The organism is Kitasatospora sp. NPDC007106 (genome assembly GCF_040634455.1).
Classification (GTDB): Bacteria; Actinomycetota; Actinomycetes; order Streptomycetales; family Streptomycetaceae; genus Kitasatospora; species Kitasatospora arboriphila.
The window spans coordinates 1-12,021 of record NZ_JBEYFP010000142.1 but is presented as its reverse complement, the minus strand read 5'-3'; the positions used below and the strand labels follow the sequence as shown (position 1 = coordinate 12,021).

Sequence of the window (12,021 nt, the reverse complement as noted above, 5' to 3'; positions counted from 1 at the left end):
CCCAAACCCACCACAACCCGCCACCCCCGAAAAGACTTGTGGTGCCTGAGTTCAGAGGGGGCCCCTACCCTCCCCGGCCCGCCCCCCCGGCCGCGGGGATCCCGCGGCCGGGGGCACGTGCCGGAAGACCGGGCTCGGCGCCCGGACCCGCTCAGACGTTGGCGCAGCTGTTGCCGAACGCCGGGTTGAGCAGGCCGATCACGCTGACCGTGTTGCCGCAGACGTTGACCGGGACGTGCACCGGCACCTGGATCAGGTTGCCCGACAGCACGCCCGGGGAGCCGGCCGCGACGCCCTGGGCGCCCGCGTCCGCCGCGGCGACACCCGCGCCGGCCAGCACCAGGCCACCGGCGGCGGCGGCAACGGCGGCGATCTTCTTGTTGACCTTCATGAGTCCTCCTGGTCGATACCTGCGGCCCGTTCCCCCGGGCTGCACACAGGGGTGAACGAGGCTGCTGCGAACGGGGTGCGGAGGAGTTTCCCCATTCACCCGCAACGGTGATGATCCGAACGGACTACCGACCATGGGAAAGCGCGAGGAATCGTTTCTTCAGAGCCGGTCGAGGGCGTCCCAAATCATTCCCTCGTACCATGCGAACGGCCCGCCCCGGAGAATTCCCGGGGCGGGCCGTTCGCGGTCGGCCGGAGCCGTTGCGGAGCGGTTCAGCAGGCGTCGAGGAAGCGGTCCAGCACCCGGACGCCGAACTTCAGGCCGTCCACCGGCACCCGCTCGTCCACGCCGTGGAACATGCCGGCGAAGTCGAGGTCCGGCGGGAGCTGCAGCGGGGCGAAGCCGAAGCAGCGGATGCCGAGGTCCTGGAAGGACTTGGCGTCGGTGCCGCCGGACAGGCAGTAGGGGACGGCCCGCGCGATCGGGTCCTCGGCCCGCAGCGCCGACTGCATGGCCTCGACCAGGGCGCCGTCGAAGCCGGTCTCGATCGCCTTGTCCGAGTGCAGGGTCTCGCGCTTGACCCGGGGGCCGAGCACCGAGTCCAGCTCGGCCAGGAACTCCTCCTCGTAGCCGGGCAGGAAGCGCCCGTCCACGTGGGCGGTGGCCTGGCCGGGGATGACGTTCACCTTGTAGCCGGCGCCGAGCATGGTCGGCTGGGCGGTGTTGCGCAGGGTGGTGCCGATCATCTTGGCGATGCCGCCGAGCACCCGCAGCGTCTCGTCCATGTTCTCCGGGTCGAGCTTCACGCCCAGGGCGTCGGAGAGCTCGTCCAGGAAGGCGCGGACGGTCTTGGTGATCCGCAGCGGGAACTGGTGGCGGCCGAGCCGGGCGACCGCCTCGCACAGCTCGGTGATGGCGTTGTCGTCGTTCTCCATCGAGCCGTGCCCGGCCCGGCCCTCGACGGTCAGGCGCATCCAGTGCATGCCCTTCTCCGCCGTCTCCACCAGGTAGAGCCGCACCTGGTCGTTGACGGTGAAGGAGAAGCCGCCGACCTCGCCGATGCCCTCGGTGACGCCCTCGAACAGCTCGGGGTGCTTGTCGACCAGGTACCGGGCGCCGTAGGTGCCGCCCGCCTCCTCGTCGGCGACGAAGGCCAGCACCAGGTCGCGCGGGGGCTTGCGGCCGGTGCGCAGCCGGTCGCGGACGACGGCGAGCGTCATCGCGTCCATGTCCTTCATGTCGACGGCACCGCGGCCCCAGACGCAGCCGTCGGCGATCTCGCCGGAGAAGGGGTCGTACGTCCAGTCCGCGGCGTTGGCCGGCACCACGTCGGTGTGGCCGTGGATCAGCAGGCCGGGCCGCGAGCGGTCCTCGCCCTCGATCCGCACGACGGTGGAGGCCCGCCCCTTGGCCGACTCGTAGATCTTCGGCTCGACGCCGAACTCGGCCAGCATCTCGGCGACGTACTCGGCCGCCTTGCGCTCGCCCGGCCCGGAGCCGTCCCCGTAGTTGCTGGTGTCGATCCGAATCAGGTCGCGGCAGATGTCGGCGACCTCCGACTCGGCCGTCACCCTCGGCGCTCCAGCCCGCTCCGCACTCGGCTCACTCACGGCCACTCCTCGTCTCCGGTCGTCTCCGGCCCGCCCTGCGCACCTCGGCGCCGCCCGGCCCCACGCCGGGGCACCGCGGGCACCGTCCCGCCATCCTCCCCCAGCATCCGTCGCACCCCAAGGCCATCCGCCCGCGGATCGAAGCCCGCCGGCACCCCGCGGGGGCGGTTTTGGGACCGCAAGCCGATCTTTGCTACAGTTGAGCACGTCAACGCGGCGCGCAGCCGCGGAGACGACACCCGGTCCGGGTGGCGGAATGGCAGACGCGCTAGCTTGAGGTGCTAGTGCCCTTTATCGGGCGTGGGGGTTCAAGTCCCCCCTCGGACACCAGCGGATCCCCGCGGAGCTCAAGGAGCTCCGCGGGGATTTTTTGTTTCCGCCGCCATCGGACATGGCAGGACACCGACATCTGATTCGACACCGTCGTCGTCCGCGGCCCTGCGGATGACCTATTACGTCCTCGCCACCCACGCACGGCACGACCTGCACTTCGGCTACGCGGGCGACCGCGAGCCGCCGCTTCTCACCGCCGTTCCCGATCAGGTGCTGATCCGCGGATGACACCCCGCCCCATCAGGCACAGGGAATCGACGGACCGCAACCAGAAGTCGTGGTCCGCCCTCGGGCGCCACGCGGAACGGTACCGCCGGGGTGTCACAGGCCGTGCCGATCGAGGACCTTCAGGAGGTTGCGCTTGCGCTTCTGGTCGGCACGCAGGGCTGTGAGATAGTCCGCGAAGGCCGGTTCCGTGCCCAGCACCCGGTGGCAGGCACGGGCCTTGAGGAGCAGTCTCGCGATCTCCTGGTAGTTGGCGTCCCCGGTGATCTGCCTGAGCGGCTCGATGGCGCGCAGGTACACCATCAAAGCGTCGGCCGGGCGGGTGTCCCGCACATGGTCGGCCAGGGTCAGCCACTGCCGGGTACCGGCCCGGCCCGGCGCGGCCTCCCACGCGGCGTCCAGGTCTCCGTCGTCGATCAGAACGTCGATCAGTACGGACCCGCCGTTCCGGTGCCAGCCGCCGTCCGGGCGCTGGCCGGCGTCCGCGCGCAGCAGGTCCAGCGCGGCGGCGCGATCACCGTCCCAGGTACCGGCGGCGCTGGACGCCTCCCGCAGCTTCCGGTACGCATCCAGTGAGCGCGAGGCCCGGAACCGTTCGTGGCGCAGCGCCGCCGCTTCGGCCAAGCGCCCCGTCGAGGCGTAGCGGCCGGTGAGGTAGTCCAGGAGCCGGTCGTCGACATGCGATCGTCCCGCGGTGTCGCGGATGCCCCGCTCGGCCCACTGCAGCGCCTCGGCCTCGCGGCCTGCCGCATCGAGTTCCCGGGCGATCAGCAGGTGTGTCCAGCCCGAGGGGGCCAGGTCGGCAGAGCGCATGGCGATCAGCGCATCGAGGTCCCCCTCCGTCTTGATCAGATGTTCCATCAGGTGCTTCTCGGCCCAGCCGGACGGATTGCGCCGCCACGCCTCTTCCGCGAGCTGCCGGACTCGTACGAGCCCTGTCCGGCCGAGGAGTTCCCGGTAGTCGTCCAGCTCGACCTCGGGCAGGTGACCCTGATCGCCCAGCAGGTGCTGTACCAGCCACTCGGCGGTCCGTACCGGATCGGGCGATGCCGCCAGGCACGCCCGAAGGTGCACCTCGCCGAGATCGTCGGCGACGCTGCCGACGGCGCCGTCCGAGTCGTCCATGTCGTCGTACACCCGCCCGAGCAGGCGGATCGCCTCCCGCGCCAGGTCGACCGCCCGGGCCGCCTGGCCGGCCGCGATCAGCGCGCTGATCGCGGCTACCGCCTCGCCGGCCTGCTTCGCGTAGGCCTGGACATCGGCGTATTCGATGTACCCGTACCGGCTGAAGCGCCCGGTGGCGAGAAGGCCCACGATCCGCTCGCGGATCCGGACGGGATCGGCCTGAACCGTCGCGGCACGCAACTCCAGACGGCGACGCAGGCCCCGGTCCTCATCGATCAGTTCACGCACCAGGGCCAGCAGCTCCTCCTGGGAACGCGATTCCAGCCAGGATTCAAGGCTCCCGACCAGGCTCTCGGAGTCCGCGCGCAGGCGGGGCAGCTCCGCCCCGAGCCCCAGCACGACCAGACCGACCGCCACGCAGTGCTTGCAGAAGTTGCCGTCCAGGCCGTACGGGCAGTCACACTCCCCTGACAAACCGTGCTCCCCGTCGAGCCTGAGGACGACCTCGTAGGCATCGCTCCCGTAGACGGTGGCCGTGAACCGGCCTCCCGACACCTCGAACTCTTCGACAGCGTCCTGATAGCCCAGACCGCGTTCGAAGGAGCGCGGTCCGGCCAGCGATCGCAGGTCGTCCTCGGTGAATGCGCTGGCGCTCGTCATGGCCTTCATTCAAGCGGAGGAAGGGCCACCGCGGCGTCGCGGCTTCGGTTTTCCGCGGAGTGGGCTCAGCCGGTGGTCACGGCCGTGACAGGCTGGACACCGATGGCGAGCGGACACCGCGCCGATGTCGGGCATGCCGCTCCAAGGGCTGGTCGGGATGGTGCGCTCGGTTGTGCCGCACACTGACGACGGCCTTGATGCCCGGGCGCCCACGTCACCGACCGGCGCCGCCCCCGCCGAGGTGTTCGTCGGCGACGCGGCGGGGGACGACCATGCGCCAGGCGTCCAGGACGAGTTCACGCATCTCTTCGGTGTCGATGGCCGCCGTTCTGACCTGGACCCAGTTGAAGCGTTCGTCGGGCGGGTCGGGCGGCAGGAAGGTGTCCGGGGCGGAGGCGATCAGGGCGGCCCGTTCCTCCTTGGGGAAGGCGAAGCCGAGGACGGACTCGTCGCGGTTGAAGGCGAGGTAGACGATCCTCCCGACCCGGAACTTGACCCGGTCGCGGACGAGCGCCTCTTCCGTCCGGGGCAGCGAGAGCGCCAGGCGGCGCACGTCGTCGACGGTGACCATCCGACCAGCCTGCCGGTCCGCGGGGCTCAGCGCCCGGGAACGGGGTCGTGGCCGCCGTGCGTGCCCGGGCGGCAGCGCAGGAGGCGGCCGGCGGTGAGGCGGCTGCCGCGCACTGCCCCGTGCCGGTGCAGGGCCTGGACGGCGTAGGTGGAGCAGGACGGGGTGTAGGGGCAGCACGCCGCCCGGGTGGGGCTGATCCGGCTGCGGTAGAAGCGGACGGCGTCGTAGAGGCCGGCGGCGAGCGGCCCTGCGGGGACGGGGGCGGCCGGGTCGGCGGCACTCCGGCCGTGGCCGCGGCCGACGGCGGCCTTGAGCACCGAGGCGAACATGATCGGGATTAGGGCGATCATGCAGGGGTCGGCGATCTCGCCGAGGCAGTCGCAGGCGTCGCAGCAGTCGTTGTCGCCCTTCGTCCGCTTGTTGCGGCGCTTCCACTCCTCGCGGGCGCGGCGCTGCTCCCGGCGGCGGCGGCGCTCGTGCTCGGGCAGCCACCACCAGGCCCGGCCGGGGCGCGGCGGCGGGCCGCTCTGCTGCTGCACGTGGTGCGGGTGGTGCTGGGACACGGCTGCGGGCCTGCCTTCCGTCCGGGTGCGGGTCGGGCCGCCGCGGTGGCGGCCGGCCCGGTGGGTCGGACGACGGTAGCGCACCTGTGGGTTCCCTCCACCGTCCGCCTGCCGGCCTTGACTTCGCGTGCACTCCAACCACCAGACTCCGAACCGTTCGTTCCCGCAAGGGGCAGGCGAGAACCGAGGAGCAGCGATGGAGTACCGCACGATCGGCACCGACCCGTCGACCCGCCGCGAGGTGAGCGTGCTGAGCCTGGGCGCGATGCTGTTCGGCACGGCGGTGGACGAGCGGACCTCGTTCGCGCTGCTGGACCGGTTCGTCGAGGCGGGCGGCACCTTCGTCGACACCTCGAACAACTACGCGTTCTGGGTGGAGGGTTCGCAGGGCGGCGAGAGCGAGGCACTGCTCGGCCGGTGGCGGCGCAGCCGCGGGATCGGTGACGAGGTGGTGATCGCCACCAAGCTCGGGGCCCGGCCGCTCGCGCCGTCGCGGGGATTCACCCTGGACGTCGAGGGCCTGTCGGCGAAGACGGTCAGGGAGTCGGCGGAGCGCAGCATGGAGCGGCTCGGCACGGACCGGATCGACCTGCTGTACGCGCACATCGAGGACCCGCGGACCGAACTCGCCGAGACGGTCGAGGCGTTCGGGTCGCTGGCGGCACAGGGCTCGGTCGGTCTGCTCGGGGTGAGCAACCACTGGGTGTGGCGGGTGGAGCGCGGCCGGGCGCTGGCGGCCGCGGCCGGGCTGCCGGGGTGGGAGGTGCTGCAGTACCACCACAGTTATCTGCGGCACCGCACCGATCTGCCGTCACTGCGGTCCGCGGACGGTTCGGTCGGGGTGGCGGGCGGCGAGGTGCTGAGCTACCTGCGGTCGGAGCCGGGACTGGCCATGGTGGCGTACTCGCCGCTGTTGGGCGGGAGTTACGTGCGGTCGGACAAGCCGCTGGGCGAGGGTTTCGACCACGCGGGGACGGCGAAGCGGCTGGCGGTGCTGCGGGAGGTCGCGGCGGAGACCGGCGCGACGGCGAACCAGGTGGTGCTGGCCTGGCTGATCGGCGGCGAGGTGCCGGTGATCCCGCTGGTGGGGGCGTCCTCGGTGGCGCAGCTGGACGAGAGCCTGGCGGCCGTGGGGTTGGAGCTGACGGCGGACCAGCGGGCACGGCTGGATGCCGCGCACTGATCCGCCGTCGAACGAACGCTTAGGGCTGGTGCTCGGCGCCGGTCGGGGGTGGCCCCTGGGCGGCGAGGAGTTCGGCCTCGGTCTCGGTGAAGAGGCGGGAGCGGAGCAGGAAGCGGACGCCTTCGGGTGCCTCCAGGGAGAATCCGCTGCCGCGGCCGGGGACGACGTCCACGGTGAGGTGGGTGTGCCGCCAGTACGCGTACTGGTCGGCGCTGATCCAGAACGGGGTGTCCTCGGCTACGCGGCCGAGCAGCAGGTCCGAGGCGCCGACCCGGAACTCGCCGCGGGGGTAGCACATCGGTGCGCTGCCGTCGCAGCAGCCGCCGGACTGGTGGAACATCACCGGCCCGTGCACGACCACCAGTGTCCGCAGCAACTCCTCGGCTGCGCCCGTGAGTTCGATCCTGGCGGGAGCCGGCTTCATCAGAAGAAGCCGAGCTTCCGGCCGGAGTAGCTGACCAGCAGGTTCTTGGTCTGCTGGTAGTGGTCGAGCATCATCTTGTGGGTCTCGCGGCCGATGCCGGACTTCTTGTAGCCGCCGAAGGCCGCGTGCGCCGGGTAGGCGTGGTAGCAGTTGGTCCACACCCGGCCCGCCTTGATGGCCCGGCCGAGGCGGTAGGCGGTGTTGCCGTCGCGGGTCCAGACGCCGGCGCCGAGGCCGTAGAGGGTGTCGTTGGCGATGTGCAGGGCCTCCTCGACGGTGTCGTAGGTGGCGACGGAGACCACCGGGCCGAAGATCTCCTCCTGGAAGATCCGCATGTCGTTGCGGCCTCGGAAGATCGTCGGCTCGATGTAGTAACCGCCCTCCAGGCCGGGGACGGTGCGGGCGCCGCCGCCGGTGAGCACCTCGGCGCCCTCCTGCCGGCCGATGTCCAGGTAGGACAGGATCTTCTCGTACTGGTCGTTGCTGGCCTGGGCGCCGATCATGGTCGCGGGGTCGAGCGGGTCGCCGGCGGTGATCGCCTCGGTGCGGGCGATGCAGCGGGCGATGAACTCGTCGTAGATGGAGGCGTGGACGAGCGCGCGGGACGGGCAGGTGCACACCTCGCCCTGGTTGAGGGCGAACATCACGAAGCCCTCGACGGCCTTGTCCAGGTACTCGTCGTCGGCGGCCATGACGTCCGGCAGGAAGATGTTCGGGCTCTTGCCGCCGAGTTCGAGGGTGACCGGGATGATGTTCTCGCTGGCGTACTGCATGATCAGGCGGCCGGTGGTGGTCTCGCCGGTGAAGGCGACCTTGGCGACCCGGGGGCTGGAGGCGAGCGGCTTGCCGGCCTCCACTCCGAAGCCGTTGACCACGTTGAGGACGCCGGGCGGCAGCAGGTCGGCGATCAGCTCGACGACCAGCAGGATGGAGACCGGGGTCTGCTCGGCCGGCTTGAGGACGACGCAGTTGCCGGCCGCGAGCGCCGGGGCGAGCTTCCAGGTGGCCATCAGGATCGGGAAGTTCCACGGGATGATCTGGCCGACCACGCCGAGCGGCTCGTGGAAGTGGTACGCCACGGTGTCGGCGTCGATCTCGGCGATGCCGCCCTCCTGGGCACGCACCACGCCCGCGAAGTAGCGGAAGTGGTCGACGGCGAGCGGGAGGTCGGCGGCGAGCGTCTCCCGGACGGGCTTGCCGTTCTCCCAGCTCTCGGCGACGGCGAGCTTCTCGAGGTTCTGCTCGATCCGGTCGGCGATCCGGTTGAGGATGTTGGCGCGTTCGGTGACGGAGGTGCGGCCCCAGGCCTCGGCGGCGTTGTGCGCGGCGTCCAGGGCGAGTTCGACGTCGGCCGCCGAGGAGCGGGCGACCTGGCAGAACGTCTGCCCGGTGATCGGCGAGGGGTTGTCGAAGTAGCGGCCCTCCACCGGGGCGACCCACTTGCCGCCGATGAAGTTGTCGTAGCGGGGGGCGAAGCTGACGATGCTGCCTTCGGTTCCGGGCCGGGCGTAGACCATGGGCGGCTCTCCTCGTCGGAAGACGCGTACGGGTGGCGTCCGACGGCCGTCGTCCCAGGGGCGGCCGCCGTGGACGGTGGCCACTCTCACCCCTTCGGGTTGGTGAAAGGTTGGCACCGCCCGGCGGCCCCCGGAACGGTCGTCAGTCGCGCAGGGCGGCGTGCAGCCGGCTGAGCGCCACCGCACGCCGCCCGTCGCCGGGGGCGAGCAGCCGCAGCGCGTGTTCGTGCACCTCGGCGTCGTACCGGGCGAGTTCGCCGTACCGCAGGGCGGGCGCGGGGTCGGCCGCGGCGAGGACGGCGGCGCGGACGGCGACCTCCAGGTAGGTGCGGTGCTCGACGACGGCGGGTGCGTCGGAGTGCGGCAGCAGCGGGCCGGTGTACAGCCGCACGGCGGTGGCGGTGTCGCCCGCGGCGAGGGCGCGGCGCACCTCGGCCGCGTCGCACTGCACGGGCGCGGTGAGCCGGTAGCGGCGGGCGGAGACGGCGCCGCCGAGGTCGCGGCGCAGGTGGGAGATCTCGGCCTTGACGGTGGTGGCGGTGACCGGCCGGTCGCCGTAGACGGCGGTGCGCAGCCGTTCGGCGGTGAATCCGTCGGCCTCCAGGGCGAGCAGGGTGAGGATCTCCAGGCGGCGCGGCGGCAGGTGCAGCGGGACGCCGTCGCGGGTGGCCTGTTCACGGCCGAGGCAGGTGAGGCGCAGTCCCTCGGGGCGGGCGGTGGTGCCGGGGGTCGCGGGCAGGGCGGCACCGACGGCGGCGGCGAGGGTGCGGACGGTGGACAGCGCGAGCGGGTGCGAGCGGTCCCAGGTGGTGGAGAGGTCGAGGGTGCCGGCGATGCTGCCGTCCGGGCGGCGGATCGGCGCGCAGTAGCAGACCCAGCCGTGCAGGACGGAGACCAGGTGCTCGGCGGAGAAGACGGTGGCGGCGCGGCCGGTGCTCAGGGCGAGCGACAGGGCGTTGGTGCCCATCGCCTGCTCGTCCCAGCGCGCGCCGGGCGCGAAGTTGACCCGTTCCGCCTTGCGCTGCATGACCGGGCCGCCGCAGGTCCACAGGATGGTGCCGGCCTCGTCGGTGACGGCGGCGATGAAGCCCGCGTCGTCGGCGATGGCCCGGAGTTCGTCGGCGACGGCGTCGACCGGGGCGCGGAGCGGGGAGTGCGCCCAGTCGGGGCCGTGCGCGCCGGGGTCGGAGGGCGGGGCGGCGGTGCGGGCGGGGTCGACGGTGGTCAGCGAGCGGAGCCAGGAGTCCGCGACCTCGGGGCGCACCCCGGTGCCGTCCGCGGCGTGCTGCGGCCGGGCCGCCCGGTGGGGCACCCAGCGGGACCACTCGTCCTCCAGCGCGGCCCTGCGCCGGCGAAGATCTCCACGCACAGCATCGACCCCTTCGACCTCGTCGTCGACGGCGGGCACGGCCGGCCCCGCCCGCGGGGCCGCCCGTCCCGATCGGGCCAGTGTGGCCGACCCCCGGCGGGTGCGGCCAGCACGCCGCACCGCGAAGTCGGGATGCCCCGGGCCGGCGGGGCCGACCCGTTCCGGTGGGACCGACCCGTCCGGTGTGGTGCACCCGTGCGAGCGGGGGTGCGGCCCGAGGGGACGGGTCGGGTGGACGGGCCGGCCCGAGGGCGGACGGGTCGGGACGGGCTCCCGGGGCCCCGGCGGCGGGCGGTGCGAGGGCGCGCCAGGCGTTCAGCCGGTCCACATCTGCGCTCTGTCGGGCGGCCACCTCGATGCCGACCTGCCACGGGAGACATACGGGTGACCCGCCCGTCATGAGCGTGACGGGACAAGGGCCGGTCCGGAGCGCAGTGCGTCCAGTCCCGTCCACGAGCAGGGAGAGCCGAGATGACCACCGCCCCCGTCCTCACACCGTCCGTCCCCGACCGGGCCGCCGCTCCCCAGGCCGCCGCCCGGACCCCGCAGGCCCCCGTGCCCGTCGGCTACAGCGTCGCGCTGGCCCAGGACGAGGGCGACGTGCGGGCCGCGCAGCGGCTGCGCCACCGGGTGTTCGCCGAGGAGATGGGCGCCGTCCTGGACAGCCCGCTGCCCGGCCTGGACGTCGACGCCTTCGACGACCACTGCGACCACCTGCTGGTCCGCGAGAACGGCACCAACGAGGTGGTCGGCACCTACCGGCTGCTGCGCCCGGAGGCGGCGCGCCGGGCCGGCCGGCTGTACTCCGACACCGAGTTCGACCTGTCCCGGCTGGCCGGGCTGCGGGACGGCCTGGTGGAGGTCGGCCGGTCCTGCATCCACCCGGACCACCGGGGCAGCGGAGCCGTCATCAACCTGATGTGGGGCGGCATCGCCCGCTACCTGACGACGACCGGCAACACCTGGGTGGCGGGCTGCTGCTCCGTTCCGCTGGCGGACGGCGGCACGGAGGCCGCGGGCGTCCGGGACGCCGTCCTCGCCAAGCACCTCGCCCCGGAGGAGTACCGGGTGTCGCCGCTGCGCCCCTGGGACCACGAGGGCGTCGCCCGGCCGGCCCGCGCCGCGATCCCGCCGCTGCTCCGCGGCTACCTGCGGCTGGGCGCCTGGGTGTGCGGGGAGCCCGCGCACGACCCGGACTTCGGCGTCGCCGACCTGTACGTGCTGCTGTCGCTGGAGCGGACCGACCCGCGCTACCTGCGGCACTTCCTGTCCGCCGGGCCCGCCTTGTGAGCGCCTGGCTGCCGACGGCGCCCTGCACGCCGGAGGACTGCGTGGCCGCCCCCGACCCGGCGGTCGGCCCGGGGCGGCAGCTGCTGCGCGCCGCGTCCTGCACGGGTCTGCTGCTGGCCGGGGTGGCGCTGGCACCGGTGGTCCGCGGCTGCTGCGGGCCGGCGCTGCGCGAGAGGCTGGTGCAGCGCTGGGCACGGCTGCTGCTCGCCGCGTTCGGCGTGGAGCTGCGGGCGGGCCGGGCCCTGCGGACGGACGGCGGTGTGCTGGTGGTGGCCAACCACGTGTCGTGGCTGGACATCCTGCTGGTGGCGGCCGTCCGGCCGGCGCGGATGCTGGCGAAGACGGAGGTACGGGCCTGGCCTCTGCTCGGCCCGCTGGCGGCCTGGGCGGGCACCCTGTTCCTGGACCGGGACCGGCTGCGCGCGCTGCCGGCCACCGTGGACGGGATCGCGGCGGCGCTGCGCCGCGGCGAGCGGGTGGCGGTCTTCCCCGAGGGCAGCACCTGGTGCGGGCGGCGCGGCGGACGGTTCCGGCCGGCGCTGTTCGAGGCGGTCGTGCGGGCCGGCGCGACCGTCCAGCCGATGGCGCTGCACTACCGACTCGCGGACGGGCGGACGGCGACCGTCGCGGCGTTCGTCGGCGAGGACGGGCTACTCGCCTCGCTGCGCCGGGTGATCGCCGCCCGCGGGCTGGTGGCGGAGGTCGAGTTCCGTGCGCCGGTCCCGGCGGGTGCGGCGGGCCGCCGCGAGCTGGCCGCGGC

Annotated in this window: 11 protein-coding genes and 1 tRNA gene; 4 read left to right on the top strand and 8 right to left on the bottom strand. The window is 73.2% G+C overall.

Going from position 1 to position 12,021, the window contains the following annotated elements:
- Positions 1-151 precede the first annotated feature (151 nt).
- Together ABZ641_RS14850 and ABZ641_RS14845 are read right to left on the bottom strand one after the other, a co-directional pair.
- Complete coding sequence (locus ABZ641_RS14850) at positions 152-391, bottom strand: chaplin (RefSeq protein ID WP_344621562.1); 240 nt, start codon at positions 389-391, stop codon at positions 152-154.
- A 272-nt stretch (positions 392-663) separates the two neighbouring features.
- Positions 664-2,001: a M20/M25/M40 family metallo-hydrolase gene (locus tag ABZ641_RS14845; RefSeq protein WP_344621561.1), complete on the bottom strand. Its 1,338-nt coding sequence runs from the start codon at positions 1,999-2,001 to the stop codon at positions 664-666.
- Positions 2,002-2,243: 242 nt separating this feature from the next.
- On the opposite strand from ABZ641_RS14845, the gene ABZ641_RS14840 reads away from it, so the two are divergent.
- A tRNA-Leu gene (locus ABZ641_RS14840) sits at positions 2,244-2,331 on the top strand.
- Between the two features lie 324 nt (positions 2,332-2,655).
- Here the strand turns inward: ABZ641_RS14840 and ABZ641_RS14835 are convergent.
- The 3 genes from ABZ641_RS14835 to yidD all read right to left on the bottom strand — a co-directional run bounded on the left by ABZ641_RS14835 (position 2,656) and on the right by yidD (position 5,478).
- Entirely contained in the window at positions 2,656-4,344 is a 1,689-nt protein-coding gene (locus ABZ641_RS14835; protein WP_344621806.1) for a hypothetical protein, read from the bottom strand.
- 214 nt (positions 4,345-4,558) lie between these two features.
- On the bottom strand, positions 4,559-4,915 hold the full coding sequence (locus ABZ641_RS14830) for an MmcQ/YjbR family DNA-binding protein (protein ID WP_344621805.1): 357 nt from the start codon (positions 4,913-4,915) through the stop codon (positions 4,559-4,561).
- 26 nt (positions 4,916-4,941) lie between these two features.
- Positions 4,942-5,478 carry a membrane protein insertion efficiency factor YidD gene (gene yidD / locus ABZ641_RS14825; RefSeq protein WP_359981973.1) on the bottom strand — a complete coding sequence of 179 codons (537 nt, stop codon included), beginning with the start codon at positions 5,476-5,478 and terminating at the stop codon, positions 4,942-4,944.
- A 196-nt stretch (positions 5,479-5,674) separates the two neighbouring features.
- Here yidD and ABZ641_RS14820 point away from each other — a divergent pair, with 196 nt between their 5' ends.
- Positions 5,675-6,661: an aldo/keto reductase gene (locus ABZ641_RS14820; RefSeq protein WP_359981970.1), complete on the top strand. Its 987-nt coding sequence runs from the start codon at positions 5,675-5,677 to the stop codon at positions 6,659-6,661.
- Between the two features lie 19 nt (positions 6,662-6,680).
- On the opposite strand, the gene ABZ641_RS14815 is transcribed toward ABZ641_RS14820, so the two are convergent.
- From ABZ641_RS14815 to ABZ641_RS14805, 3 genes are all read right to left on the bottom strand, one after another.
- Complete coding sequence (locus tag ABZ641_RS14815) at positions 6,681-7,085, bottom strand: DUF779 domain-containing protein (RefSeq protein WP_344621802.1); 405 nt, start codon at positions 7,083-7,085, stop codon at positions 6,681-6,683.
- Positions 7,085-8,602 carry an aldehyde dehydrogenase gene (gene adh / locus ABZ641_RS14810; protein WP_359981967.1) on the bottom strand — a complete coding sequence of 506 codons (1,518 nt, stop codon included), beginning with the start codon at positions 8,600-8,602 and terminating at the stop codon, positions 7,085-7,087. Before adh ends, ABZ641_RS14815 begins: the two co-directional genes overlap by 1 nt.
- Positions 8,603-8,744: 142 nt before the next feature.
- A complete protein-coding gene (locus tag ABZ641_RS14805) occupies positions 8,745-9,971 on the bottom strand; it encodes a GAF domain-containing protein (RefSeq protein WP_359981965.1) in 1,227 nt (408 codons plus the stop codon).
- A gap of 471 nt (positions 9,972-10,442) precedes the next feature.
- On the opposite strand from ABZ641_RS14805, the gene ABZ641_RS14800 reads away from it, so the two are divergent.
- Both ABZ641_RS14800 and ABZ641_RS14795 read left to right on the top strand, forming a co-directional pair.
- Positions 10,443-11,261, top strand: a complete 819-nt coding sequence (locus ABZ641_RS14800) for a GNAT family N-acyltransferase (protein WP_359981963.1) — start codon at positions 10,443-10,445, stop codon at positions 11,259-11,261.
- A gap of 41 nt (positions 11,262-11,302) precedes the next feature.
- Positions 11,303-12,021, top strand: a 719-nt coding sequence (locus tag ABZ641_RS14795; RefSeq protein WP_359981961.1) for a lysophospholipid acyltransferase family protein, incomplete at its 3' end; no start/stop codon positions are given.

Bases quoted from the DNA above. Each gene is read 5' to 3' on its own strand.
- ABZ641_RS14835 (WP_344621806.1), bottom strand. From the start codon at position 4,344: ATGACGAGCGCCAGCGCATTCACCGAGGACGACCTGCGATCGCTGGCC.
- ABZ641_RS14850 (WP_344621562.1), bottom strand. From the start codon at position 391: ATGAAGGTCAACAAGAAGATCGCCGCCGTTGCCGCCGCCGCCGGTGGC.
- ABZ641_RS14800 (WP_359981963.1), top strand. From the start codon at position 10,443: ATGACCACCGCCCCCGTCCTCACACCGTCCGTCCCCGACCGGGCCGCC.
- ABZ641_RS14830 (WP_344621805.1), bottom strand. From the start codon at position 4,915: ATGGTCACCGTCGACGACGTGCGCCGCCTGGCGCTCTCGCTGCCCCGG.
- ABZ641_RS14815 (WP_344621802.1), bottom strand. From the start codon at position 7,085: ATGAAGCCGGCTCCCGCCAGGATCGAACTCACGGGCGCAGCCGAGGAG.
- adh (WP_359981967.1), bottom strand. From the start codon at position 8,602: ATGGTCTACGCCCGGCCCGGAACCGAAGGCAGCATCGTCAGCTTCGCC.
- ABZ641_RS14820 (WP_359981970.1), top strand. From the start codon at position 5,675: ATGGAGTACCGCACGATCGGCACCGACCCGTCGACCCGCCGCGAGGTG.